Annotated in this window: 24 protein-coding genes; 9 read left to right on the forward strand and 15 right to left on the reverse strand. The window is 62.6% G+C overall.

Features of this window, described 5'->3' with window-relative positions; translation table 11 throughout:
• Positions 1 to 345: 345 nt before the first annotated feature.
• The 7 genes from ACI7M0_RS08810 to gloB form a co-directional block, all read right to left on the reverse strand.
• Positions 346 to 1,950 carry an ABC transporter ATP-binding protein gene (locus ACI7M0_RS08810; protein ID WP_104961137.1) on the reverse strand — a complete coding sequence of 535 codons (1,605 nt, stop codon included), beginning with the start codon at positions 1,948 to 1,950 and terminating at the stop codon, positions 346 to 348.
• A gap of 1 nt (position 1,951) precedes the next feature.
• Positions 1,952 to 2,971 carry an ABC transporter permease gene (locus ACI7M0_RS08815; protein WP_003251467.1) on the reverse strand — a complete coding sequence of 340 codons (1,020 nt, stop codon included), beginning with the start codon at positions 2,969 to 2,971 and terminating at the stop codon, positions 1,952 to 1,954.
• A gap of 1 nt (position 2,972) precedes the next feature.
• Positions 2,973 to 4,046 (reverse strand): microcin C ABC transporter permease YejB, encoded by a 1,074-nt coding sequence (locus tag ACI7M0_RS08820; RefSeq protein ID WP_010954918.1) that lies wholly within the window; start codon positions 4,044 to 4,046, stop codon positions 2,973 to 2,975.
• Between the two features lies 1 nt (position 4,047).
• Positions 4,048 to 5,883, reverse strand: coding sequence for an extracellular solute-binding protein (locus ACI7M0_RS08825; RefSeq protein WP_019437936.1), 1,836 nt, complete (start codon positions 5,881 to 5,883; stop codon positions 4,048 to 4,050).
• A complete protein-coding gene (locus tag ACI7M0_RS08830) occupies positions 5,880 to 7,709 on the reverse strand; it encodes an extracellular solute-binding protein (protein WP_010954916.1) in 1,830 nt (609 codons plus the stop codon). Before ACI7M0_RS08830 ends, ACI7M0_RS08825 begins: the two co-directional genes overlap by 4 nt.
• Positions 7,710 to 7,929: 220 nt before the next feature.
• Entirely contained in the window at positions 7,930 to 9,360 is a 1,431-nt protein-coding gene (locus tag ACI7M0_RS08835; protein WP_129932489.1) for a lytic transglycosylase domain-containing protein, read from the reverse strand.
• 100 nt (positions 9,361 to 9,460) lie between these two features.
• The gene (gene gloB, locus ACI7M0_RS08840; RefSeq protein ID WP_129932488.1) at positions 9,461 to 10,240 is read right to left on the reverse strand and encodes a hydroxyacylglutathione hydrolase; all 780 of its coding nucleotides are present in this window, start codon (positions 10,238 to 10,240) and stop codon (positions 9,461 to 9,463) included.
• Between the two features lie 85 nt (positions 10,241 to 10,325).
• Here gloB and ACI7M0_RS08845 point away from each other — a divergent pair, with 85 nt between their 5' ends.
• The 4 genes from ACI7M0_RS08845 to ACI7M0_RS08860 all read left to right on the forward strand — a co-directional run bounded on the left by ACI7M0_RS08845 (position 10,326) and on the right by ACI7M0_RS08860 (position 14,747).
• Positions 10,326 to 11,099 (forward strand): class I SAM-dependent methyltransferase, encoded by a 774-nt coding sequence (locus tag ACI7M0_RS08845; protein ID WP_003251461.1) that lies wholly within the window; start codon positions 10,326 to 10,328, stop codon positions 11,097 to 11,099.
• Positions 11,100 to 11,114: 15 nt separating this feature from the next.
• Positions 11,115 to 11,561 (forward strand): ribonuclease HI, encoded by a 447-nt coding sequence (gene rnhA / locus ACI7M0_RS08850; RefSeq protein ID WP_003251460.1) that lies wholly within the window; start codon positions 11,115 to 11,117, stop codon positions 11,559 to 11,561.
• 50 nt (positions 11,562 to 11,611) lie between these two features.
• Complete coding sequence (gene dnaQ, locus ACI7M0_RS08855; protein ID WP_010954912.1) at positions 11,612 to 12,370, forward strand: DNA polymerase III subunit epsilon; 759 nt, start codon at positions 11,612 to 11,614, stop codon at positions 12,368 to 12,370.
• A 127-nt stretch (positions 12,371 to 12,497) separates the two neighbouring features.
• Positions 12,498 to 14,747, forward strand: coding sequence for an Orn/Lys/Arg decarboxylase N-terminal domain-containing protein (locus ACI7M0_RS08860; RefSeq protein WP_049588234.1), 2,250 nt, complete (start codon positions 12,498 to 12,500; stop codon positions 14,745 to 14,747).
• Here ACI7M0_RS08860 and ACI7M0_RS08865 read toward each other — a convergent pair.
• Positions 14,731 to 14,949 (reverse strand): hypothetical protein, encoded by a 219-nt coding sequence (locus ACI7M0_RS08865; protein ID WP_010954911.1) that lies wholly within the window; start codon positions 14,947 to 14,949, stop codon positions 14,731 to 14,733. The two genes, ACI7M0_RS08860 and ACI7M0_RS08865, sit on opposite strands and share 17 nt — an antisense overlap.
• Before the next feature lie 156 nt (positions 14,950 to 15,105).
• Between ACI7M0_RS08865 and chrR the strand changes: the two genes are divergently transcribed.
• Positions 15,106 to 15,666, forward strand: coding sequence for a class I chromate reductase ChrR (gene chrR / locus ACI7M0_RS08870; RefSeq protein ID WP_003251456.1), 561 nt, complete (start codon positions 15,106 to 15,108; stop codon positions 15,664 to 15,666).
• A 103-nt stretch (positions 15,667 to 15,769) separates the two neighbouring features.
• On the opposite strand, the gene ACI7M0_RS08875 is transcribed toward chrR, so the two are convergent.
• Positions 15,770 to 17,833, reverse strand: coding sequence for a TonB-dependent receptor domain-containing protein (locus tag ACI7M0_RS08875; protein ID WP_129932487.1), 2,064 nt, complete (start codon positions 17,831 to 17,833; stop codon positions 15,770 to 15,772).
• Between the two features lie 220 nt (positions 17,834 to 18,053).
• Here ACI7M0_RS08875 and ACI7M0_RS08880 point away from each other — a divergent pair, with 220 nt between their 5' ends.
• From ACI7M0_RS08880 to ACI7M0_RS08890, 3 genes are read left to right on the forward strand one after another with little or no spacing between them, the layout of a single operon-like run.
• Positions 18,054 to 18,302, forward strand: a complete 249-nt coding sequence (locus tag ACI7M0_RS08880) for a helix-turn-helix domain-containing protein (RefSeq protein WP_003251454.1) — start codon at positions 18,054 to 18,056, stop codon at positions 18,300 to 18,302.
• 11 nt (positions 18,303 to 18,313) lie between these two features.
• Positions 18,314 to 18,661 carry a head completion/stabilization protein gene (locus tag ACI7M0_RS08885; RefSeq protein ID WP_064493164.1) on the forward strand — a complete coding sequence of 116 codons (348 nt, stop codon included), beginning with the start codon at positions 18,314 to 18,316 and terminating at the stop codon, positions 18,659 to 18,661.
• A complete protein-coding gene (locus ACI7M0_RS08890; RefSeq protein ID WP_014590308.1) occupies positions 18,654 to 19,016 on the forward strand; it encodes a hypothetical protein in 363 nt (120 codons plus the stop codon). Before ACI7M0_RS08885 ends, ACI7M0_RS08890 begins: the two co-directional genes overlap by 8 nt.
• Here ACI7M0_RS08890 and ACI7M0_RS08895 read toward each other — a convergent pair.
• Positions 19,013 to 19,393, reverse strand: a complete 381-nt coding sequence (locus tag ACI7M0_RS08895; RefSeq protein WP_014861245.1) for a helix-turn-helix domain-containing protein — start codon at positions 19,391 to 19,393, stop codon at positions 19,013 to 19,015. The genes ACI7M0_RS08890 and ACI7M0_RS08895 overlap by 4 nt on opposite strands.
• A 179-nt stretch (positions 19,394 to 19,572) precedes the next feature.
• Here ACI7M0_RS08895 and ACI7M0_RS08900 point away from each other — a divergent pair, with 179 nt between their 5' ends.
• Entirely contained in the window at positions 19,573 to 19,836 is a 264-nt protein-coding gene (locus ACI7M0_RS08900; protein ID WP_004576942.1) for an ogr/Delta-like zinc finger family protein, read from the forward strand.
• 90 nt (positions 19,837 to 19,926) lie between these two features.
• Here the strand turns inward: ACI7M0_RS08900 and nuoN are convergent, their stop codons facing one another.
• From nuoN to nuoJ, 5 genes are read right to left on the reverse strand one after another with little or no spacing between them, the layout of a single operon-like run.
• Entirely contained in the window at positions 19,927 to 21,396 is a 1,470-nt protein-coding gene (gene nuoN / locus ACI7M0_RS08905; RefSeq protein ID WP_129932486.1) for an NADH-quinone oxidoreductase subunit NuoN, read from the reverse strand.
• Between the two features lie 7 nt (positions 21,397 to 21,403).
• Complete coding sequence (gene nuoM / locus ACI7M0_RS08910; RefSeq protein WP_010954904.1) at positions 21,404 to 22,936, reverse strand: NADH-quinone oxidoreductase subunit M; 1,533 nt, start codon at positions 22,934 to 22,936, stop codon at positions 21,404 to 21,406.
• Positions 22,937 to 22,976: 40 nt separating this feature from the next.
• Positions 22,977 to 24,830, reverse strand: a complete 1,854-nt coding sequence (gene nuoL / locus ACI7M0_RS08915) for an NADH-quinone oxidoreductase subunit L (protein WP_064493165.1) — start codon at positions 24,828 to 24,830, stop codon at positions 22,977 to 22,979.
• Entirely contained in the window at positions 24,827 to 25,135 is a 309-nt protein-coding gene (gene nuoK, locus ACI7M0_RS08920) for an NADH-quinone oxidoreductase subunit NuoK (protein WP_003251446.1), read from the reverse strand. The genes nuoL and nuoK overlap by 4 nt, the downstream gene beginning before the upstream one ends.
• Before the next feature lie 3 nt (positions 25,136 to 25,138).
• Positions 25,139 to 25,639, reverse strand: coding sequence for an NADH-quinone oxidoreductase subunit J (gene nuoJ, locus ACI7M0_RS08925; protein ID WP_019438098.1), 501 nt, complete (start codon positions 25,637 to 25,639; stop codon positions 25,139 to 25,141).
• Positions 25,640 to 25,647: the final 8 nt, after the last annotated feature.

Below are 25,647 nucleotides of genomic sequence, written 5' to 3' on the forward strand. Positions count from 1 at the left end.
AGACGATTATTGTCAGAAAAATTGATCACCGCTGCTTGATTCTGTTGGCGTGGCAAGCAGATGGGCTAATTTTCTCGGCTGCCTGGCCCGGCCCTTTCGCGGGCACGCCCGCTCCCACAGGTATTTGCAAGTCTTGAAGACTGTGGTGATCCCGTGGGAGCGGGCGTGCCCGCGAAAGGGTCGGCCCTCACAGTACATTAATCAACCTTGATGCGAAGTCCCGAGGTCATCATCAGGATCGAAGCGATGATTTGGGCTGCAGCTCCAACGCCTTATGCACCACGCTCGCGGTGCTCGATCTCAAACACGCCGCAAGAATCAAGACGAACACGCACCCTTTCCCTACTAACCCCCAACCTCCAAAAACGCCGCCTCCAGCAACTGTCGGGTATACGGATGCTGCGGCGCATGGAAGATCGCCTGCGCGTCCCCTTGCTCCACCACATGCCCATGCTTGATCACCATCAACTGGTGACTCAACGCCTTCACCACCGCCAGGTCATGGCTGATGAACAGGTAGGTCAGGTTGTACTTTTGCTGCAGGTTACGCAGCAATTCCACCACCTGGCGCTGTACGGTGCGGTCCAGTGCGGACGTGGGTTCATCCAGCAGAATCAGTGCTGGCTTCAACACCAGCGCCCGGGCAATGGCAATGCGCTGGCGCTGCCCGCCGGAAAACTCATGGGGGTAGCGATGGCGCGTGCGCGGGTCCAGGCCTACTTCCTCCAGGGCCGCGATAATCGCCGCTTCCTGTTCCTGCGCGGTGCCAATGCGGTGAATGCGCAGCCCTTCACCGACAATGTCCGCCACGCACATGCGCGGGCTCAGGCTGCCAAACGGGTCCTGGAACACCACCTGCATTTCCCGCCGCAGGGGGCGCACGGCTTTCTGGTTCAGCCCTTCGAGGTTCTGCCCATGAAAGCGAATGCCGCCCTGGCTGGAAATCAGCCGCAGGATCGCCAGGCCCAATGTGGACTTGCCCGACCCGGATTCGCCAACAATGCCCAGCGTCTGGCCCTGGGGCAAGCTGAAGTTGACCCCATCCACCGCCTTCACATGGTCGACCGTGCGCTGCAGAAAGCCCTTCTTGATCGGGAACCAGACCTTGAGGTCATCCACCTCCAGCAACGGCGCGCCCACCGGGTTGTGCGCCGGCAGCCCGCTGGGCTCGGCATTGATCAGCATCTGGGTGTAGTGGTGCTGTGGCGAGCTGAACAGCGTGGCGCATTCGGCTTGCTCGACAATTTGCCCACGCTGCATCACGCACACGCGGTGAGCGATGCGGCGCACCAGGTTCAGGTCATGGCTGATCAGCAACAGGGCCATGCCCATACGCGCCTGCAATTCCTTGAGCAGCTCGAGGATCTTCAGCTGCACGGTCACATCCAGCGCCGTGGTCGGCTCGTCGGCAATCAGCAGCTCGGGCTCGTTGGCCAGCGCCATGGCGATCATTACCCGCTGGCGCTGCCCGCCCGACAATTCGTGGGGCAGGGCCTTGAGGCGCTTGTGCGGCTCTGGAATGCCGACCATATCCAGCAACTCCAGGGTACGCGCAGTCGCTTCCTTGCCGGTCAGGCCCTTGTGCATCAGGAGGATTTCGTTGATCTGCTTCTCGATGCAATGCAGCGGGTTGAGCGAGGTCATCGGCTCCTGGAAGATCATCGCAATGCGGTTGCCGCGAATGCGCTGCAGGGTCTTCTCGTTCTGCTGCAGCAGGTCCTTGCCTTCGTAGCGGATGCTGCCGCTGGGGTGCCGGGCCAGGGGATAGGGCAGCAGGCGCAGGATCGAGTGCGCGGTGACCGATTTGCCCGAGCCACTTTCGCCCACCAGGGCCAGTGTCTCGCCTTTGCGAATATCGAAGCTGACGCCGTCAACCACCCGGTTGACCTGGTCCCCGGTCACGAACTCCACGGCCAGGTCCCGCACTTCGATCAGGTTCTGTTCACTCATGTCACTTCCTCGGGTCGAAGGCGTCGCGGGCGGATTCGCCGATGAACACCAGCAGGCTCAGCATCAGCGCCAGCACGGCAAAGGCGCTGATGCCCAGCCATGGCGCTTGCAGATTGGACTTGCCCTGCGCCACCAGTTCGCCCAGCGAGGGCGAACCGGCGGGCAGGCCGAAGCCGAGGAAGTCCAGGGCGGTGAGGGTGCCGATGGCGCCGGTGAGGATGAACGGCATGAAGGTCATGGTCGAGATCATCGCGTTGGGCAGGATGTGCCGGTACATGATTGCGCCGTTGCGCATGCCAAGGGCGCGTGCGGCGCGCACGTATTCCAGGTTGCGCCCGCGCAGGAACTCGGCGCGTACCACATCCACCAGGCTCATCCACGAGAACAGCAACATGATGCCCAGCAGCCACCAGAAGTTGGGTTGCACGAAGCTGGCCAGGATGATCAGCAGGTACAGCACAGGCAGGCCGGACCAGATTTCCAGAAAGCGTTGCCCGGCCAGGTCGACCCAGCCACCGTAGAACCCCTGCAGGGCGCCTGCGATGACGCCGATAATGGAGCTGGCCACGGTCAAGGTGAGGGCGAACAGAACCGAAATGCGGAAGCCGTAGATCACCCGCGCCAGCACGTCGCGGCCCTGGTCGTCGGTGCCCAGCCAGTTGTCCGCCGAAGGTGGGGCGGGGGCGGGGACACGCAGGTCATAGTTGATGCTCTGGTAGCTGAACGGGATGGGCGCCCACAGCACGAAGCTGTCTTTCTTCGCCAGCAGTTCGCGGATGTAGGGGCTCTTGTAGTTGGCTTCCAGCGGGAATTCCCCGCCGAAGGTGGTTTCCGGGTAACGCTTGAACGCCGGGAAGTACCATTGGCCGTCGTAACGTACGGCGATCGGTTTGTCGTTGGCGATCAGTTCGGCGCCCAGGCTCAGCCCGAACAGAATCAGGAACAGCCACAGCGACCACCAGCCACGGCGGTTGGCCTTGAAACGCTCGAAGCGCCGGCGGTTGAGGGGGGACAAGGCCATGTCAGTGCTCCCGGCTGGCAAAGTCGATGCGCGGATCGACCAAGGTGTAGGTCAGGTCGCCGATCAGTTTCACCACCAGCCCTAGCAGGGTGAAGATGAACAGGGTGCCGAAGACCACCGGGTAGTCGCGGTTGATGGCCGCTTCGAAACTCATCAGGCCCAGGCCGTCGAGGCTGAAGATCACCTCGATCAGCAAGGAGCCTGTGAAGAAGATGCCGATGAACGCCGAAGGGAAGCCGGCGATCACCAGCAGCATGGCGTTGCGGAACACGTGGCCGTACAGCACCCGTGATCGGCTCAGGCCCTTGGCCTTGGCGGTGACCACGTACTGTTTGTTGATTTCGTCGAGGAAGCTGTTCTTGGTCAGCAGGGTCATGGTGGCGAAGTTGCCGATGACCAGCGCGGTGATCGGCAGCACCAGGTGCCAGAAGTAGTCCAGCACCTTGCCGGTGGTGCTCAGTTCGTCGAAGTTGTTGGAGGTGAGGCCACGCAGCGGGAACCAGTCGAAGTAGCTGCCACCGGCGAACAGCACGATCAGCAGGATGGCGAACAGGAACGCCGGGATGGCGTAGCCGACGATGATTGCCGAGCTGGTCCACACGTCGAAGTGGCTGCCGTGGCGCACGGCCTTGGCGATCCCCAGCGGGATCGACACCAGGTACATGATCAGCGTGCTCCACAGCCCCAGCGAGATCGAAACCGGCATCTTCTCGGCGATCAGGTCGATCACCTTGGCGTCGCGGAAGAAGCTGTCGCCGAAGTCCAGCTGGGCGTAGTTCTTGACCATGATCCACAGGCGCTCGGGCGGCGACTTGTCGAAGCCGTACATGCGCTCGATTTCAGCGATCAGCGCCGGGTCCAGGCCCTGGGCGCCGCGGTAGCTGGAGCCGGCCACGGAAACCTCGGCGCCGCCACCGGCAATGCGGCTGGTGGCGCCTTCGAAGCCTTCGAGCTTGGCGATCATTTGCTCGACCGGGCCACCGGGGGCGGCCTGGACGATGATGAAGTTGATGATGAGGATGCCGAACAGGGTCGGGATGATCAGCAGCAGGCGGCGCAGGATGTAGGCCAGCATCTTAGTTGGCCTCGTCCGCAGGCGCTTCGCTGACCGCCGGGGTTACATCGGGCTTGATCCACCAGGTGTCGATGCCGATGTCGTACTTGGGCGACACGTTCGGGTGGCCGATGTGGTTCCAGTAGGCCACACGCCAGGTCTTGATGTGCCAGTTGGGGATCACGTAATAGCCCCACAGCAGCACGCGGTCGAGGGCGCGGCAGTGGTCGATCAGGCTCTGCCGAGAGTCGGCGTTGATCAGCTGGTCCACCAGTTGGTCGATGGCCGGGTCGCGCAGGCCGATGAAGTTGCGGCTGCCGGGGTTGTCGGCGGCGGCGCTGGACCAGAACTCGCGCTGCTCGTTGCCTGGCGAGTTGGATTGCGGGTAGCCGCCAACGATCATGTCGTAGTCACGCGAGCGCAGGCGGGTTATGTACTGCGAAACGTCGACGCGGCGAATGTTCAGCTCGATACCGAGGTCGGCAAGGTTGCGCTTGAACGGCAGCAGAATGCGTTCGAACTCGGTCTGCGCCAGCAGGAACTCGATGCTTGCCGGCTTGCCTTGGGCGTCGACCATCTTGTCGTCGACGATTTTCCAGCCGGCTTCCTGCAACAGTTTGTAGGCCTGGCGCTGTTGCTCGCGGATCATGCCGCTGCCGTCACTGACCGGGTTGTGGAAGACCTCGGTAAATACTTGCTCGGGCACTTTGCCGCGCAGTGGTTCGAGGATTTTCAGCTCGTTGGGGCTGGGCAGGCCGCGGGCGGCCATTTCCGAGTTCTCGAAGTAGCTGCCGGTACGGGTGTAGGCGCCGTTGAACAGCTGCTTGTTGGTCCACTCGTAGTCCAGCAGCAGGCTCAGGGCCTGGCGCACACGCACATCCTGGAAAACCGGGCGGCGGATGTTGAAAATGAAGCCCTGCATACCGGTGGGGTTGCCGTTGGGCAGCTCTTCCTTGATCAGGCGACCTTCGCGCACGGCGGGCACGTTGTAAGCGGTGGCCCAGTTCTTGGCACTGACTTCCAGGCCATAGTCGAATGCCCCGGCCTTGAGGGCCTCCAGGGCGACGGTGGTGTCGCGGTAGGAGTCGAACGTCATGGCATCGAAGTTGTAGAAGCCGCGGTTGATGGGCAGGTCCTTGGCCCAGTAGTCCTTGACCCGTTCGTAGCGCACCGAGCGCCCGGCCTTGACCTTGGCGACCTTGTACGGGCCGCTGCCCAACGGGATTTCCAGGTTGCCGCGGTTGAACTCGCGGTTTTCGTACCAGTGCTTGGGCAGTACCGGCAGTTGGCCGAGAATCAGTGGCAGCTCGCGGTTGTTCTTGTGCTTGAACTTGAACAGCACCTTCAGCGGTTCTTCGGCGACCACTTCGGCGACGTCGGCGTAGTACTGGCGGTACAGTGGGGCGCCGTCCTTGATCAGGGCGTTGAACGTGAACACCACGTCGTCGGCGCGCATCGGATGGCCGTCATGGAAGCGCGCTTCGGGGCGCAGGTAGAAGCGCACCCAGCTGTTGTCCGGGGCCTTTTCGATCTTGCCGGCAACCAGGCCGTATTCGGTGAACGGTTCATCCTGGCTCTGGCGCATCAGGGTGTCGTAGATAATGCCGATGTTCTCGGCCGCCACGCCTTTGTTGATGAACGGGTTGAGGCTGTCGAAGCCACCGAAGCTGGACTGGCGGAAGGTGCCGCCCTTGGGCGCATCCGGGTTGACGTAGTCGAAGTGCTTGAAGTCGGCGGGATACTTGGGTGGCTCATCGTAAAGGGTGAGCGCGTGCTGCGGTGCGGCCAGCGCGGGAAGGCTCAGGCAGGCGAGCAACAGGCTGCCTGCCAGCCGGCGCAGACGGTGCGTTGGCGTCATTGGGCTTTCTCCGAAGTCTTGATCCACCAGCTATTCAGCCCAAGGGTGTAGGGCGGCGTGGTGACGAAGGCGAACCGGTTGCGGTAGGCCAGGCGATGGTTGTCGAGGTACCAGTTGGGGATCATGTAGTAGTGCCATGAGAGCACGCGGTCCAGGGCGCGGGCAGCGGCGACCTGGTCATCGCGGGTGCGGGCGGCGAGCAGGGTGTCGAGCAGGTGGTCGACCACCGGGTCCTTGACCCCAGCATAGTTCTTGCTGCCCTTTGTCGCGGCCTGGCTGGAATGGAAGTACAGCCATTGTTCGAGGCCGGGGCTGAGGGTCTGGTTCAGGGTCATCAGAATCATGTCGAAATCGAACTGGTCCAGGCGTTGTTTGTACTGGGCACGGTCCACGGTGCGCAAGCGCGCATCGATGCCGATGCTGGACAGGTTTTCGACATAAGGTTGCAGGATGCGTTCAAGGTTGGGGTTTACCAGCAGCAGTTCCATGCGCAACTGCTGGCCCTTGCTGTCGACCAGGCGCTGGCCGTGCAGCTTCCAGCCGGCCTCGGCGAGCAGGCCCAGGGCCTGGCGCAGGGTCTGGCGGCTGATACCCCGGCCATCGGTGTGGCTGACCTTGTACGGTTCGCTGAACAGCTTGGCCGGCAACTGGTCACGGAATGGCGCCAGCAGCAGCCACTCCTTGCCGGTGGGCAGGCCGCTGGCGGCGAACTCGCTGTTTGGGTAGTAGCTGGTCGAGCGGCGGTAGGCGCTGCTGAACAGCGCGCGGTTGGTCCACTCGAAGTCCAGCATCAGCCCCAGCGCCTGGCGTACCCGCGGGTCACTGAACGCGGCCCGGCGGCTGTTCATGAACAGGCCCTGTGTTTGCGTGGGGATGCTGTGCGGGATTTGTGCCTTGATCACTTCACCCCGGCGCACGGCAGGGAAGTTGTAACCGTTGGCCCAGTTTTTTGCCTGGTGCTCGATATAGATGTCGAACTCGCCGGCCTTGAAGGCTTCGAAGGCCACCGTCGCGTCACGATAGAACTCGTATTCGACCCGATTGAAATTGTACTTGCCACGGTTGACCGCCAGGTCTTTGCCCCAGTAGTTCTTCACCCGTTCGAACACCAGTCGTCGTCCGGGTTGTACCTGGGTGATGCGGTAGGGGCCGCTGCCCAAGGGGGGCTCGAAGGTGGTGGCCTTGAAGTCGCGCTTCTGCCAGTAGTGTTTGGGCAGCACCGGCATTTCGCCCAGACGCAGGATCAGCAGCGGGTTGCCGGCGCGTTTGAACACGAAGCGGATGCGTAGCGGGCCGAGGATGTCTACCCGCTGCACTTCCTGCAGGTTGGTGCGGTAGATCGGGTGGCCATCCTTGAGCAGCGTGCGGTACGAGAAGGCCACGTCAGCCGAGGTGATGGGCTGGCCGTCATGCCAGCGGGCTTCGGGGCGCAGGTTGAACACCACCCAGCTGCGGTCCTCGCTGTACTCCACCGAGCGGGCGATCAGGCCATAGCTGGAGGTTGGCTCGTCACCGGACGGGTCGTACTGGCCCGTGCCGACCATCAGTGGCTCGTTCAGCTCGCTGATGCCGTACTGCTGGAAATTGGGCGTGGTAATCGGGCTCGACCCTTTGAAGGTGTAGGGGTTGAGCGTGTCGAAGGTACCAAAAGCCATGGCCCGCAACGTGCCGCCCTTGGGCGCTTGCGGGTTGACCCAGTCGAAGTGGGTGAAGGTGGCTGGGTACTTGAGCGTGCCGAACTGCGCGTATCCGTGGCTTTCGCTCACGATCGCGGCTGCGGGAAAGCTCAAGGCCAGGCTGAGTGACAGCAGGAGGGGACGTATCAAATCGGCATCCGATCCAGAGGCGTTGGGCTTTGATCGAGTACAGTAACAGCTTGGTGGGGTTGGAAAAAGAGAGGGGCTGGGGTTTTCCAGTGGCTGGGTTTTCAGGCCCATTCGCGGGCACGCCCGCTCCCACAGGTAGGGCACCGGCTTTGAGGGCTGTGAAAAAACTGTGGGAGCGGGCGTGCCCGCGAATGGGCTGCAAAGCAGCCCCTGTAACGACTCAATGCCCGAGGTAGACGGTCAGGGTCTGGCCTGGCTTGAGGGCGTGGCCGCTGCGTGGGTTCCAGCGCTTGAGGTGCTTCATTTCCACATTGAAGCGCTTGGCCACCAGGTACAGAGAATCGCCCTTGCGAACCTTGTATTGCGTGGAGCGCTTCCCGGAGGCAGCAACCCGGTTGCCGGCGCCGCTTGGCGCACTGCCACCACGCAGGGCCAGAACCTGGCCAGCGCGCAGACTGTTGCCGGACAAACGGTTCCAGCGCTTGATGTCCTTGACCGATACACGGTTGGCCTTGGCGATGACGCTCAGGTTATCGCCACGCTTGACCCGGTAGCTGCGTGCCCCCACCGGTGCCTTGGCTTCGGCCACGGCCCGGGCAAACGCTGCTTTCGGGGGTTGCAGGCTGACCAGTTGCTCCGGGTTGAGGTTGGACAGGCTGGCACTGAGCAACTGCGCCTTGGCGGTGGGCACCAGCAGCTGTTTCGGGCCATCGACGGTCATGCGCTTCTTGAATGCCGGGTTGAGCTGGATCAGCTCGTCCTCGTCGATGTTGGCAAAGGCCGCGACCCGGGAAAGGTCCAGACGGTCATTGATCGCCACCGCTTCGAAGTACGGTTCGTTGGCGATCGGGGTGAGATTGACACCATAGGCTTCTGGCGTGGACACCACCTGCGACAGTGCCAGCAACTTGGGCACGTAGTCGCGGGTTTCCTGTGGCAGCGGCAGGTTCCAGTAGTCGGTCGGCAGGCCGAGCCTTTCGTTGCGCTCGATGGCTCGGCTGACGGTGCCTTCGCCGGCATTGTAGGCCGCCAGGGCCAACAGCCAGTCGCCGTTGAACATGTCGTGCAGGCGGGTCAGGTAGTCCAGCGCGGCGTTGGTCGACGCGGTGACATCGCGGCGGCCGTCATAGAAGTTGGTCTGGCGCAGGTTGAAGTGGCGACCGGTAGCCGGCATGAACTGCCACATGCCGGCAGCGCTGGCGCGTGAGTAGGCCATGGGGTTGTAGGCACTTTCGATGGCTGGCAGCAGGGCCAGTTCCAGCGGCATGTCGCGTTCTTCAAGGCGCTCGACGATGTAGTGCAGGTAGAGGCTGCCACGCTCCCCGGCGCTTTCGATGAAGGTCGGGTTGCTGGCGAACCACAAGCGCTGCTGCTCGATGCGCGGGTTGACGTCGATGCTGTCCTGCAGGGCGAAACCCTGGCGCATGCGCTCCCAGACATCCTGCGGCGCCTGTTCGGCCGGCTTGACCAGCAGCGGGGAAGGTTTGTGCTTGATCCGTGCCTGGTAGTTGTGCGCGCGAACGCTATCGGATTCGTCGAGCTGACGGGTGCTCTGGCAGCCCACCAGCGTGGCTGCCAGGGCCAGCGCGCTGATTTGGGCCAGGCGCGTCAGGGCGGCGGAATGAGAGGTTCTGCGGCTACGGGAAGACATCGGCTGACACAGGTATCCGGGCGAAAAATTTCGGCGATTCTAGAAACCGCTCCGGCCCGGGTCAACCTTCGGCCCTCACTTGCGATATATCTTGCGGTTATCAGAAGGTGTCCTTCCAAGACCTCAAGGCAGCAAAAACAGCGACATGCGAGGTGTTTGAATGTCCCTTCCATTCGTCTGCTTTTTGTTTAACTAATGTTTCAGCGGTGCGCAGAAAGGGGTTGGTCAGGCGCTCCAGGCCGATCGTTGAGGGCAAGCTGATGCGATTTTCGGCGCGCAAACGAGTAACGTCCTCGAAGCGTTGCTGAACGTGCGGGTTGGTCGGTTCCACAGCCTTGGCGAAGCGCAGGTTGCTGAGGGTGTATTCATGGGCGCAGTACACTTGTGTCTGCTCTGGCAGGGACGCCAGGCGGGCGAGGGCGGGCTGCATCTGTTCGGGTGTACCTTCGAACATGCGCCCGCAACCGGCGGCGAACAGGGTGTCGCCACTGAACAGGATGGGCGTTGCTGGCTGGTCGCTGAAGAAGGCGATATGCCCCAGGGTGTGGCCGGGTACCGCCATTACCTGGAACGTTACACCCAGCACGTCCACCCTGTCGCCTTCGTCCAGTGCCAGGTCGCGGCCGGGAATGCGCTCGTTGGCAGGGCCACAGACCCGTGCGCCGGTCAATTGCCTGAGCCGTTCCACCCCGCCGACATGGTCATTGTGGTGGTGGGTGACGAGGATGTCGCTCAGCACCCATTCGGGGTTGGCAGCCAGCCAGCGCTCCACTGGGCCGGCATCGCCCGGGTCGACCACCGCACAACGGCGTTTGGCAGTATCCTGTAACAACCAGATGTAGTTGTCGGAGAAAGCGGGGAGAGCTTCGATCTGTATCATGGTGCGGATCCGATTCGCCTAGCGTGGCACATGAGGGCATCTTAGCCGCGATGGCGCGGTGGGAGAACCTTCGAGGGAGAGCGCAATGACCGACCAAGCCTTTGCCCAGGCCGACCCGGACTGGGTCGAGCTGATCAGCCTGGCCCGTGAGTGGTTCAACGGCCCACTTGGGCAACTGATGCTCAAGGAGGAGGACAAACTGCTGGAAGAAGAGCTCGGGCGCTTCTTTGGCGGCTATCTCGTGCATTACGGGCCCTGCGCCGAGCCACCGCCCAGAGCCCCCCAGGTGCAGCGTAACGTGCGCCTTGGTGCGCCCTTGCCGGGTGTGGAGATTGTCTGCGAAGAACAAGCCTGGCCGTTGAGCGAGCACGCTGCCGACGTGGTGGTGCTGCAGCATGGCCTGGACTTCTGCCTGTCGCCCCATGGCCTGCTGCGCGAGGCCGCCAGTGCCGTACGCCCGGGCGGGCACCTGCTGATCGTGGGGATTAACCCCTGGAGCAGCTGGGGCATGCGCCATTTCTTCAGTCACGGTGCTCTGCGCAAGGCGCGCTGCATCTCGCCGTCACGGGTGGGCGACTGGCTCAACCTGCTGGGCTTCGCGCTGGAGAAACGCCGCTTCGGGTGCTATCGTCCGCCGCTTGCCTCACCAGCCTGGCAGCAACGCCTGGAGGGCTGGGAACGACTGGCCGGCGGCTGGCAGGGCTCCGGTGGCGGGGTGTACCTGCTGGTGGCGCGCAAGATGGTGGTAGGCCTGCGGCCTTTGCGGCCGGAACGCCGCGAGCCAATGGGCAAGCTGCTGCCGCTGCCACTGGCGAAGGTCAACCGCACCGCAGCCAACCCCGAAACTGACAAGCACTGAATTCAAGAGTGGTACATGAGCGATAGCGTCGAGATGTTTACTGATGGTGCCTGCAAGGGCAACCCTGGCCCGGGTGGCTGGGGCGTGCTGATGATCTACAAGGGCGTCGAGAAGGAACTGTGGGGCGGCGAACGTGAGACCACCAACAACCGCATGGAGCTGATGGCCGCAATCCAGGGCCTGATGTCGCTCAAGCGTGAATGCGAGGTGGTGCTGACCACCGACTCGCAGTACGTGATGAAGGGCATCAACGAATGGATGGTCAACTGGAAGAAGCGCGGTTGGAAGACCGCCGCCAAGGAGCCGGTGAAGAACGCTGACTTGTGGCAGCAGCTCGATGAGCAGGTCAACCGGCACAAGGTGACCTGGAAGTGGGTGCGCGGCCATATTGGCCACCCCGGCAACGAACGCGCCGACCAGCTGGCCAACCGTGGGGTCGATGAGGTGCGCGCCCAGCGTTGAGCTGGGGTACAATCGCGGCCTTTGTAACGGATGCAAGTTGGAGCGCCCGCGTGGAGCAGCAGCAAGATAAACGGTTCGTCATTCTCGATACCGAAACCACGGGTATGCCGGTTGGCGAAGGCCACCGGATCATCGAGATCGGCTGTGTCGAGGTCATCGGCCGGCGCCTGACCGGGCGGCACTTCCACGTCTACCTGCAGCCCGACCGCGAGAGTGACGAGGGCGCGATCAACGTTCACGGCATCACGGATGCCTTCCTGGTCGGCAAGCCACGTTTTGGCGATGTCGCCGAGGAGTTCTTCCAGTTCATCCAGGGCGCCACGCTGGTCATCCACAACGCGGCGTTCGACGTTGGCTTCATCAACAACGAATTCGCCTTGCTGGGCCAGCAGGACCGCGCTGACATTTCGCAGCACTGCACCATTCTGGACACCCTGCTGCTGGCACGTTCGCGCCACCCGGGGCAGCGCAACAGCCTGGATGCGCTGTGCAAACGCTACGACATCGACAACTCGGGCCGTGAGTTGCACGGCGCACTGCTCGACTCGGAACTGCTGGCCGACGTTTACCTGGCAATGACCGGTGGCCAGACCAGCCTGTCGTTGGCTGGGAATGGCGCAGATACCGAAGAGGACGGGCAGGGCGCTGGCGGCAGCGAGATCCGCCGGATTGTCGGGCGTGCGCCAGGGCGGGTGATCATGGCCAGCGCTGAAGAGCTGGAGGCACATGCCGAGCGGCTGGCGGCCATTGCCAAGTCGGCGGGTGGGCCTTCGCTGTGGCAGGCCCTGACTGAGACACCAGCCGGCTGATCTTTCGCCCTGCAACAGAAGTGGAGATCGTTGTAGGAGCGGGTTCACCCGCGAAAGGGCCAGTACAGGTAATACAAGGCTCAACTACCCTGAAATGGACGCCATGTCCTTCGGAGGTAGCCACCTGATGTACAAGGACCTCAAGTTCCCGATCCTCATTGTCCACCGCGCCATCAAGGCCGACAGTGTTGCCGGCGAACGCGTGCGGGGTATCGCCGAGGAACTGCGCCAGGATGGCTTTGCCATTCTCGCCGCAGCCGACCACGCCGAAGCGCGCCTGGTCGCCGCCACCCACCATGGTCTGGCCTGCATGCTGATTGCCGCCGAAGGCGCTGGCGAGAACACCCATTTACTGCAGAACATGGCCGAGCTGATCCGCCTGGCCCGTCTGCGTGCACCCAACCTGCCGATCTTCGCCCTGGGCGAGCAGGTGACCTTGGAAAATGCCCCCGCCGAAGCCATGAGCGAGCTCAACCAGCTGCGTGGCATCCTTTACCTGTTCGAAGACACCGTGCCGTTTCTCGCCCGCCAGGTGGCGCGAGCCGCACACACCTACCTCGATGGCCTGCTGCCGCCGTTCTTCAAGGCGCTGGTACAGCACACCGCGCAGTCCAACTATTCCTGGCACACCCCAGGCCATGGTGGCGGTGTGGCCTATCATAAAAGCCCGGTAGGCCAAGCCTTTCACCAGTTTTTCGGGGAAAACACCCTGCGCTCGGACCTGTCCGTTTCCGTGCCGGAGCTGGGTTCGCTGCTCGACCACACAGGCCCGCTGGCCGAAGCCGAGGCCAGGGCGGCGCGCAACTTCGGCGCCGACCACACCTTTTTTGTCATCAATGGCACCTCCACGGCCAACAAGATCGTCTGGCACGCCATGGTCGGCCGTGACGACCTGGTGCTGGTGGACCGCAACTGCCACAAGTCGGTGGTGCACGCGATCATCATGACGGGTGCCATCCCGTTGTACCTGTGCCCGGAGCGCAACGAACTGGGCATCATTGGCCCGATCCCGCTCAGCGAGTTCAGCCCCGAGGCGATCGCCGCGAAGATTCAGGCCAACCCCCTTGCCCGTGATCGTGGGCAGCGTATCAAGCTGGCGGTAGTGACCAACTCCACCTACGACGGGCTGTGTTACCACGCCGGGCTGATCAAGCAGGCCCTGGGTGCCAGTGTCGAGGTGCTGCACTTCGATGAGGCCTGGTTTGCCTATGCCGCGTTCCACGACTTTTTCACCGGGCGCTACGCCATGGGCACCGCCTGCGCGGCAGACAGCCCGCTGGTGTTCAGTACCCACTCCACCCACAAGCTGCTGGCGGCGTTCAGCCAGGCCTCGATGATTCATGTGCAGGACGGTGCCAGGCGGCAGCTGGACCGGGACCGTTTCAACGAAGCGTTCATGATGCACATCTCTACCTCGCCGCAGTACAGCATTCTCGCCTCGCTGGATGTAGCTTCGACCATGATGGAAGGGCCGGCCGGGCGCTCGCTGCTGCAGGAGATGTTCGACGAGGCGTTGAGTTTTCGTCGTGCCCTGGCCAACCTGCGTGAGCACATTGCCGCAGCGGACTGGTGGTTCAGCATCTGGCAGCCGCCAAGTGCCGAGGGCATCCCCCGTCTGGCCGCGCAGGACTGGCTGCTGCAGCCGGGGGCGCAATGGCATGGGTTTGGTGAAGTGGTGACCGACTATGTGCTGCTCGACCCGCTGAAGGTGACCTTGGTAATGCCGGGCCTGAGCGCAGACGGTGTGCTGGGCGCGCGCGGTATCCCGGCAGCGGTAGTCAGCAAGTTTCTCTGGGAGCGCGGGCTGGTGGTGGAAAAAACGGGCCTGTACAGCTTCCTGGTACTGTTTTCCATGGGCATCACCAAGGGCAAGTGGAGCACCCTGCTCACCGAGCTGCTGGAGTTCAAGCGCCACTATGACGGCAACACCCCACTCAGCAGCTGCCTGCCCAGTGTGGGGGCTGCCGACGCCTTGCGCTACCAGGGCATGGGCCTGCGCGACCTGTGCGACCAGTTACATGACTGCTACCGCGCCAATGCCACGGCCAAGCAGCTGAAGCGGCTGTTCACCCGTTTGCCGGAGGTGGCCGTCAGCCCGGCCCAGGCCTATGACAAGATGGTGCGTGGCGAAGTGGAGGCGGTGCCGATCGAGGCATTGCTGGGGCGTGTGGCGGCGGTGATGCTGGTGCCGTACCCGCCTGGCATCCCGTTGATCATGCCGGGTGAGCGGTTCACCGAGGCGACCCGCTCGATCCTTGATTACCTGGCATTCGCCCGAGCATTCAACCAGGGCTTTCCCGGGTTTGTCGCCGATGTGCACGGCCTGCAGCACGAAGGGGGCCGCTACACGGTGGATTGCATCACGGAATGCGCGTGATCTCGACGCCGGAGCGTGCCAGTTCGAAACGGTTTTCACCCAGGTGGTTGACCTTGTCGCCGATGGCCAGGCGGTAGGTGGTGATGGGGGCGCCCAGCGTGCTGCCGTCGAGTTGCAGGGTGGATTCCTGAAACTCGTGCACGGGGTAGATGCGGCCTTCGGCGTCACGGGCGTGGAATTGGCCGACCATTACTGCTGCCATTTGGGTGGAAACCTCTGAATTACGTAGGAAATGTATGAAGGCATAGACCGTGAAACTGACTCGGAAGTTTTCGCCCTGCGGAAAAAAAACTCAGGCGCCGGAGAACGGTCATCTATAACTACAACGTCTATTTAACCCGCAAAGGTTGGAATTGCCATGAGTCAGGTGTATTCGGTAGCAGTCGTCGTGGGCAGCTTGCGCAAGGAGTCCTACAACCGCAAGGTCGCCCGCGCACTTTCGGAGCTGGCGCCGTCCAGCCTTGCGCTGAAGATCGTCGAGATTGGCGACCTGCCGCTGTACAACGAAGATATCGAAGCCGAGGCACCGCCGGAAACCTGGAAGCGTTTTCGCGATGAAATCCGTCGCAGTGATGCGGTGTTGTTCGTCACCCCGGAATACAACCGCTCGGTGCCGGGCTGCCTGAAAAATGCCATCGATGTGGGTTCGCGTCCTTACGGGCAAAGTGCCTGGAGCGGCAAGCCGACGGCGGTTGTGAGTGTGTCGCCGGGGGCGATTGGAGGCTTTGGCGCCAACCATGCGGTACGCCAATCGCTGGTGTTTCTTGACATGCCCTGCATGCAGATGCCCGAGGCTTACCTTGGCGGTGCGGCGAGCTTGTTCGAGGATTCGGGCAAGCTCAACGATAAGACGCGACCGTTCTTGCAGGCGTTTGTCGACAGGTTTGCTTCATGGGTGAAGTTGAACAGGGCGGTCTGAACCCCTAATCATGCTGTGCAGCGCCCCCCCGTAGGAGCGGGTTTACCCGCGAATGCGTCATTGAATTTGCCGACGCATTCGCGGGTAAACCCGCTCCTACCCGTCAGCGGAAGCTGTAGGAAACCCCCGCGTATACGCCAAACCCTTCGCCCGGTGTCGAACGGGCATTGTCCTTGCCGGCGTCGTTGTAGGCCGGCGTCACGGTCGCTGCATAGCGCTGGTTGGTCAGGTTGCGCAGGTCCAGCCAGGTCTGCCAGTCCTGTTTCGGTGAGTCCCAGCCAACGCGCGCACCGAGCAAGGCATATTCATCGGCGTGGTAGCTATTGGCATAGTCCACCTGCACCTTCGAGGCCATTTGTGTATTGACCCCGGCATAGAAGCCGTTCGGCCAGTCATAGCGCAGCTCGGCCTGGTAGTAGTGCATGGGGATGCCGGGCAGACGGTTGTCGCCAAACGTGTCGTCATCACGGTAGTGGAAGTCGCTGAAGGTGTAGGCCTGGCGCAAGCTCAGCTTGCCAGTGCCCGCGCGCTCCCACAGGGTGCTGTCGAGGCCGGCTTCCACGCCTTGGTGCACGGTAGCGCTGGCGTTGAATTCCTTGGCCGGGGCGCCTTGCACGATTTCCACCGCCAGCAATTCATGGCGAACCTGCGAGTAGTACCACGCTAGGTCCCAATGCCCCAATGCCGATTCGCCGCGTGTGCCCAATTCCAGTGTGGTGGCGGTCTGGTTTTGCATTTCGATCGGTTGGTTCGCTGTGGGCGCACTCCAGATCAGCGACCACGGGTGTGGCGGCTCTACCGAGCGGCTCAGGTTGCCGTACACCTGCAAGTCCGGACGAATGTCGTAGCGCAGCCCCAGGCGGGGGGCATAGTCCCAGTCATGCATGCTCACCTTGCCGCCTTCTGAGGGGTAGGTCACGTCACTTTCGCGGCGCGTGTAGATCATGGCCAGGCCGGTGCTCAGCCACAGGTTGGGGACCAGTTCCAGGTCGTTGCCAACATGCAGCACGGTGTCCGAGCCCTGGTAGGTGAAGTCACGGGTGCGCTCGCCGAACACATCGCCATTGCGGGTAAATTGCGAAGCGCCGCTGTTGGGCAGGTGCTTGGTGGTACGCCAACCGACGGTGGTCTTGCTCTCGCGGCCGAACAGTGTGTCGCGGCGGAAATAGTTCAGCGTACCGCTGACATCGGTGTAGGCGACCTTCAGGCGCATGGGGCCTTCGCGCAGGTCCATCGGGTAGTCGTGATAGACCAGGCCGGCTTCCAGGCGTGCCTCGTCGTCGAGGTAGAAGGTCGTCTTGTTGCCCACCCAGGTGCTGCCTGGTTGCGGGCGGCTGTCGTCGCGTGCCAGATAGTTGGGGTTGGCCGCGCGCGGGTGGTGCTTGATCTGGTCCTTGGTCAGGCGGCCGGGCAGTTCGTTTTCAGTTTCCCGATAGCGCAGGTAGAAGCGGGTTTCCAGGTTGGGGTTGAAGCGGTAACCGGCATTGGCGGCAATGCCCTTGGCGCTGCCGCTGCTGTGTGCCTGGTAGCCGTCATATTCCGAATCGGTCAGGGCCACGTAATAGTCGAGGTTGCCCAGCACCTGGCCCGAACTGATGTGCCGATGCTGGTAGCCGCGGCTACCGACTTCGTAGCGTACTTGCAGTGCAGGCGCGTCGTAGCCGGTGTGGGTGACGTAGTTGATCGCACCGCCCAAGGCCAGGGAGCCTTGGTCAAAGCCATTGGCGCCACGCAGCACTTCGGCACGGCTCAGCCACAGCGGTTCGAACAGTTCGTAAGGCGTACCGCCCGGACCGGTCAACGGCAGGCCGTCGAACATGGTGTAGACACCGGAACCGTGCGCCCCCGGCGCACGGTTGATGCCCGAGCCGCGTATCGACAGCTTGATGCCGTCGTTGCCTGCCGATTGGGCGAACACCCCAGGCTGGTAGGCCAGTACGTCCTGGTTGCTGGCCACTCGGCCTTGCCCCACGCGCTGCATGTCCACCAGGTTGCTGGCCCCCGGTATTTCACGCAGGCGCTCGCTGGCTGCCGTCAGCTCGTTCTGCTCCTCATCGGTGATCAGCACCCGGCCCAATTCGACCGAGGATGCCCCCAGGGCGGGCTGAGTGGCAGCCAAGGCCGCCAGCAGACCGAGGCAGGACGAGAGGGGTAAATCGGAACGCATTGTACGACTCCAGGCGAAAGGCGAATGGACAACGGCGTTGAGACGAGCGAAATGCGGCTTGGAGCACGCAGAAAGTCAGCAAATCGTGCGTCACCTTCGTCATGCGGTCTTGTACGAAAGTTCTTTACAAACCATGGCGGTGGAGGTGGGTGGCCTGTGCTTCGTAAGGTGACTGCAAGTAGGCAGCAATGCCTCGCTCAATCACCCGTGGAGTTCAAACATGACTGACAACGCTCGACACTCGCAGCAACCCTTGGCGGACGCCCCGGTTCGCCTGACGCCACGTGAACAGCAAGTGCTGTTGTGGTGTGCTTATGGCAAGAGCTCGTGGGAGATTGGCCAGATCCTTGAATGCAAGGAGTCGACGGTGAACTTTCACGTGTCCAACATCCTGCGCAAATTCGAAGTGCCTACCCGGGTGGCTGCTGTGATCAAGGCCATTCGCTACGGCATGCTGGCCGAGCAGTAAGGGGGTAGCGCATGAGCAACGATCCTCGGCTACCGCGCTTTGCCGATTGCCATGACCCGTTCTGGCCGCGGGTGGATCTGGGCAGGTTGCGTGAGCACCTGCAACTGCCGCGGTCTGTCAGTGACGCGGCTTTGGAAGTGGCCGCGCGCTGCGCAGCCATCGAGGCAGCACGGGAATTCGCCCGCTGGCGTTCAGTGCTGCGAGAGCGGGGCTACAAGCGGCTCGAGGATGTGGCCGGGCATGATCATGGGCGTGCCTTGCGGGTGTGCTACATCCGTTTCGTCGAAGCGGCGGTCATGTATAGCCTGGGTTCAACCGCCTGCCTGCCTGTTCCGCGCGGAGGGCAAGTGCATGCCTGAGCGATCTGTTTTCGACCACCTGGCCCCGGCATTGGTGACGTTCCTGGGGGTGGATGGCGATGTGCTGTTCGCCGCGCTGCTGGGAGCATTGTTGGTGAGCGCGGCACGCGATCGATTGATCACCAGTGAGGCCAGGCGCCTGACGCTGGCCAAGAAACTGCTGCTGCTATTCGTGACCGTGGGCGTGGGCCATCTGTTCGAGCCACTGGTTTCGTCATTGGTGCCTTTGCTGACCCGGGGCATGGCGGCATTCGTGGCCGCTGTGGTGGTGATCCCCATCAGCCTCAAGGTCATGGTCTGGCTGGATACACTCGACCCGCGCGAGCTCATCCAGCGCTGGCGCCGTCGGGGTTAGCCATTGGTTGCGCCGCCGAGCTCGCTCAGTTGCTGTTCCAACTGCTGGATGCGCTGTTTGTCCTTGATGAACAGCAGGATGGCCTGGCGATCGCTGTGCGAGAGCGTGCGCAGCCGTTCGAGCATTTCGCACTCCCAGCCCGCATCACCTGGGTCGGCGGCGATGTGCTCGGCTTGACCCAGCAATAGCCAGTCCAGTGAGCATGCATGCTTTTTGGCGATGTCTATGCAAAGTGAGTAAGGAATGCTCTCGCGAACCTTCCAGCTGCTCAGCGTTTGCGGGCTGACCGACAGTGCACGTGACAGCTCGGCATCAGTGTTTGCGCCAGTGAGAAGCTTAAGGCGCGTGAGCACCTCAGCAAGTATGTGAGTACTCATAACAAATATCCATGACTGGTTTAATGATATTCCATGGGCTTAAACTACTCGTTATGAATACAGCCCTGCGTTTTAAGGAGCACTTCTGCAATGAGAACCATCAAATTGAAGAATACACCCACAGTTGCAGCCAATACTGACACACAGACTAGCCTGGGCAATGCTAGCAGGTACTTGCCGTGAGTACTTACAAGCTGGTTTGCCCGCATTGCCACAGCCGGATGCGCATACGTACTAGCGAAGGGCGCCATATTTTCCTGCGAATCGCTTATTTGCAATGCACTACCGAGGCGTGTGGCTGGTCAGTGCGCGCCGAATTCGAAATGACCCATGAACTCTCCCCCAGCGGCATGCCCAACCCGGAAGTGTACCTGCCTTCGGCCAATGGTGATTTGCGCAAGGCCGCCTTGCCGGGCGCAGGTCAGGGCTGCCCGAGTGAGTGAGGCACCCGTGGGCGCAGGTAGCAAAACGTGCAGATAAAAAAACACCCCGCCTAGGCGGGGTGTTTTCTGTTACCGGGGCTGCCGGGGTGATCAACCGACCAGTTGCAGGCCCGCTTGCTGAACCATTTCCAGCAGGGGCTGCGGGTACACACCCAGTACGAAAGCGAGAATGGCGATAGCCAGCAGCATGACGCCGCCGGTGCGCTGTTCCCACTTGAGCGGGGCGTCGTGACGACGCAGGTTCGGCTCGACCAGGTACAGGGTAACCATGACGCGCAGGTAATAGTACACGCCGATGGCGCTACCGATCACCAGCGCACCGACCAACCACCACAGGTTCGATTCGACGCCGGTAGCGATGATGTAGAACTTGCCGATGAAGCCAGCGGTCAGCGGGATACCCGCCAGCGACAGCATCATCACGGTCAGTACCGCTGTCAGGTACGGGCGGCGCCAGAACAGGCCGCGGTACTCGTACAGGGCATCGGCGTCACGGCCGCCGTACGGCGAGGACATCAGGGTGATGACACCGAAGGCGCCCAGGCTGGTGATCACGTAGGTGACCAGGTAAACGCCCATGGCTTCCAGGGCCAGGCCCTTGCTGGCGACCAACGCGATGACCAGGTAACCGAAGTGGGCGATGGACGAGTAACCCAGCAGACGCTTGAGGTTGCTCTGGGTCAGCGCCAGCAGGTTACCAATCAGGATCGAGGCTACGGCAATCACCGCCAGTACGGTGCTGAGCACGCCGCTGCTGGCAGCAGGGGAGAGCATGAACAGGCGTACGACAACGGCGAATACTGCCACCTTGCTGGCGGTTGCCAGGAACGCGGCGACCGGCGCCGGAGCGCCTTCGTACACGTCCGGGGTCCACAGATGGAACGGTACCAGCGACAGCTTGAAGGCCAGGCCAACCAGCATCATGCCCAGGCCCAGCTGGGCCACCAGGCTTGGCATGCTGGTGGTAGCCAGGGCCTTGCCGATCTGGTCGAAGCTCAGGCTGCCGGCGTCGGCGTACAGCAGGGCCATGCCGAACAGCAGGAAAGCCGAGCCTGCGGCCGACAGCACCATGTACTTGATGCCGGCTTCCAGCGATCGCTTGTTGAAGAAGGCATACGCCACCAGGCCATAGACCGGTACCGACAACAGCTCCAGGCCGATGAACAGGCCGGCCAGGTGGTTGGCGCTGACCAGCACCAGGCCACCGAGGGCTGACATCAGCAGCAACAGGTACAGTTCTTCACGGTTGCCCGGGAAACCCTTGGCGCCCTCGCCGAGGTAGGCGTGGGCGAGGGTGACGCAGGCCAGCGTCGCCACGAGGATGATCGCCATGTACAGGCAGGCGAACTTGTCGATGGTGATCAGCGATGTGACCGCCAGCGGCGCGACCTTCAGCGCCGGCAGGAGCGACAGCAGGGCAAGGTTCAGGCCCACGGTGGACAGCAGGAAGGTCTGCGAGTGGTTGCGCTTCCAGGCGATCGCCAGCATCACCACCACCGTGGTGATGGTGGTGATCAGCATCGGCGCCAATGCGATGAAGTGTTGAGTGGTGAATTCCATAGCGCTCTTACCGGGCCGAAGCGAGTTGAGTGAAAGCGGATCCGAGCCACTGCTGCACACCACTCATGGTGGCGGCAGAGGTGTCGAGGAACGGCTGCGGATACACGCCCAGCAGGATCAGCAATACCGCCAGACCCAGAACCATGATCAGTTCGCGACCGTCCATGCCGGCCAGCACGGTGTCGGTCTTGGCCGGGCCGAAGTAGGCACGGTGGATCATGATCAGCGAGTAAACAGAACCGAACACCAGGCCGGTAGTGGCGATCACGGTGATCCACGGCACGTGCACGAAGCTGCCGATCAGGATCAGGAACTCGCCGACGAAGTTGCCGGTGCCTGGCAGGCCCAACGATGCCGCTGCGAAGAACAGGCTGATGGCCGGCAGGTAGGCGATGCGGTGCCACAGGCCACCCATCTGACGCATGTCACGGGTGTGCAGGCGCTCGTACAGCTGGCCGGACAGGATGAACAGCGCCGCAGCCGAAAGGCCGTGGGCCAGCATCTGGATCACCGCACCTTGCAGGGCCTGCTGGCTGCCGGAGTAGATACCGATCAGCACGAAGCCCATGTGCGAGACGCTGGAGAAGGCGATCAGGCGCTTGATGTCGGTTTGTGCGAAGGCCAGGAAGGCACCGTAGAAGATACCGATCAGGCCCAGGGTCATGGCGATCGGCGCGAACTCGGCCGAGGCGTTCGGGAACAGCGGCAGGGCGAAGCGTAGCAGGCCGTAGGCCGCGGTCTTCAGCAAGATACCCGCCAGGTCCACCGAGCCTGCGGTCGGTGCCTGGGCGTGAGCGTCAGGCAGCCAGGAGTGGAACGGCACCACCGGCAGCTTCACCGCGAAGGCGATGAAGAAGCCCAGCATCAGCACGTACTCGATACCGGCTGGCAACTCGGCCTTGAGCAGGTCGCTGTAGTTGAAGGTGAGCACGCCAGTGGTGTTGTAGTTGACCAGCACCAGGCCCAGGATCGCCACCAGCATGATCAGGCCGCTGGCCTGGGTGAAGATGAAGAACTTGGTCGCCGCGTAGATCCGGGTCTTCTTGCCGTCTGCCGAGCTGTGACCCCAGAGCGCGATGAGGAAGTACATCGGCACCAGCATCATTTCCCAGAAGAAGAAGAACAGGAACAGGTCCAGGGCCAGGAACACACCGACCACGCCGCCGAGGATCCACATCAGGTTGAGGTGGAAGAAGCCGACGTGGCGCTGGATCTCTTTCCAGGAACACAGTACCGACAGCACACCGAGCAGGCCGGTGAGCAGGATCATCAGCAGCGACAGGCCGTCCAGGGCCAGGTGGATGCTGATGCCGAAACGCTTGATCCACTCGACTTTGTATTCGAGTGCCCAGGCCGGTTCGGCGCCCGGTGCGGGAGCAAGGGTGTAGTCGCCGGTACCCCACAGCCACAGGCCGATGCCAAGCAGCAGGGACATGGTAAGCAGCGCGATCCAGCGCGGCAGGGTGGCGCCGAAGCGCTCACCCAGCCAGCAGAGGAAGCCGCCGATGAAGGGGATCAGGATCAGCCAAGGCAAAATCATGACGGGTTGGTTTCCTTTGGCAAAGTCGCAAGATTCATAGTCATACCGCAGCCACTACCACGGCACCGAGTACCAGCACGGCGCCCACGGCGATAGAGGCGGTGTACCAGCGCAGTTGGCCAGTCTCGGTCTTGCTCATGGCCACGTGGCCACCACGCGCCATCCGAGGAATCAGGCCGATGGTGCGGTCAACCGGGTCCTTGCGCAGGATGTGGCTGATCAGCAGGTACGGTTTGACGAAAAGCTTGTCGTAGATCCAGTCGAAGCCCCAGGCAGCGAACCACCAGGCCGACAGGACGCGACCGATGCCACTGTTGGCGACGGCGCTGACGAAGCGGCGCTTGCCCAGGAACAGCAGGGCGGCCAGCAGGATACCGGCGATGGCGATGGCACCCGAGGTGATCTCCAGCGCGTGCTTGGCTTCGCCACCGGCATGGCCGGCGCTTTCCGGCAGCACACCGGCCAGCGGCGGGGTGATCCAGGCGCCGACGAAGGTCGACAGCACGATCAGCACGCCCAGCGGCAGCCAGTGGCTGATGCCGTGGCCCGCGTGGGCTTCGGTCTTGGCTTCGCCGTGGAAGGCGATGAAGATCAGGCGGAAGGTGTACAGCGAGGTCATGAACGCGCCTACCAGGCCGGCATACAGCAGGCCGGTGTTGCCGCTGGCGAAGGCTTCCCAGAGGATCTCGTCCTTGGAGTAGAAGCCTACGGTCACGATCGGCAGGGCCGCCAGTGCCGCGCCACCGACCACGAAGCTGGCGTAGGCCAGGGGCAGTTTCTTCCACAGGCCGCCCATCTTGAAGATGTTCTGCTCGTGGTGGCAGGCAACGATCACCGCACCGGAGGCAAGGAACAGCAGGGCCTTGAAGAAGGCGTGGGTCATCAGGTGGAAGATCGCCGCGTCCCAGGCACCCACGCCCAGGGCCAGGAACATGTAGCCGATCTGGCTCATGGTCGAGTAGGCGAGGATACGCTTGATATCGGTCTGTACCAGCGCAGCGAAGCCTGCCAGTACCAGGGTCACGCCACCGACCACACCTACAAGGTGCAGGATGTCCGGCGCCAGCAGGAACAGGCCGTTGGTACGGGCGATCAGGTACACGCCCGCGGTCACCATGGTTGCGGCGTGGATCAGTGCCGAAACCGGAGTCGGGCCCGCCATGGCGTCGGCCAGCCAGGTCTGCAATGGCAGCTGTGCCGATTTACCGACCGCACCACCCAGCAGCATCAGCGTGGCCAGCACCATCCAGGTGTCGCCAGCCTGGAACTTCTGCGGTGCCAGCACCAGCAGTTCCTGCACGTTCAGGGTGCCCAGCTGGGCGAACAGGATGAACAGGCCGATGGCCATGAACACGTCGCCGATACGGGTGACGATGAATGCCTTGAGTGCCGCGTTACCGTTGTTGCGGTTGCTGTAGTAGAAACCGATCAACAGGTACGAGCACAGGCCCACGCCTTCCCAGCCGAAGTAGATGAACAGCAGGTTATCGCCGAGGACCAGGAACAGCATGCTGGCGATGAACAGGTTGGTGTACGAGAAGAAGCGCGAGTAGCCGGCTTCGCCACGCATGTACCAGGATGCGAACAGGTGGATCAGGAAGCCGACACCGGTCACCACGCCGAGCATGGTGACCGACAGGCCGTCCAGGTACAGGGTGAAGTTCGGCGCGAAGCCGTCCACCGACATCCACTGCCACAGCAGCTGGCTGTACGCGCCGCCCTCAGGCGGGGCGACGTTGAACTGCCAGATGACGTAAGCGGCCGTGGCGGCCGACAGGCCTACCGAGCCGACGCCGATCAGGGCGGACAGGTTCTCCGAGAACCGTCCGCGCGAGAACGACAGCAGCAGGAAGCCGATGAGGGGAAAGACGAAAGTCAGGAAGAGAAGGTTCATCCGCGCATCTCACTGGCAGCATCGATGTCGAGAGTGTGGAAGCGGCGATACAGCTGCAGCAGGATGGCCAGGCCAATGCTGGCCTCGGCGGCTGCCAGGCTGATCACCAGAATGAACATCACCTGGCCGTCGGGCTGGACCCAACGGGCACCGGCGACGACGAACGCCAGGGCAGAGGCGTTCATCATGACTTCCAGGCTCATGAGCACGAAGAGGATGTTGCGGCGGACCATCAGGCCAACCAGACCTAAGCAGAACAGGATGCCGGCGACCGCCAGACCATGTTCGAGAGGGATAGCACCCATGATTTACTCCTTCGCCTCGTTGCGGCCCAGGTGGAAGGCGGTGACGGCTGCAGCCAGCAGCAGCATCGACGCCAGTTCGACCACCAGCAGGTAAGGGCCGAACAGGCTGATGCCCACGGCTTTCGGGCCCACGGTGGTACCGCTGATGCCGGCGCCACTCGGGGTGACGAACAGCACGTACAGCAGCTCCGCCAGCAGCAGGGCGCCGAGGATTACCGGCCCGGCCCAGATGCCGGGCTTGAGCCAGCCCCGTTCCTGAGCGACCGAAGCCGGCCCGAGGTTGAGCATCATCACCACGAACACGAACAGCACCATGATGGCGCCGGCGTAGGCGATCACTTCCAGGGCGCCGGCAAACGGCGCACCCAGGGCGAAGAAGATCATGGCCACGGAAATCAGCGAAATGATCAGGTAAAGCAAGGCGTGCACGGGGTTGGTGCCAGTTACCACCCGAAGGGTGGAGACCACGGCGATCCCGGATGCGAAGTAGAAAGCGAATTCCATCTTTCTGT

Origin of the sequence: Pseudomonas sp. 10(2024), assembly GCF_045164175.1 — a bacterium.
GTDB lineage: Bacteria > Pseudomonadota > Gammaproteobacteria > Pseudomonadales > Pseudomonadaceae > Aquipseudomonas > Aquipseudomonas alloputida.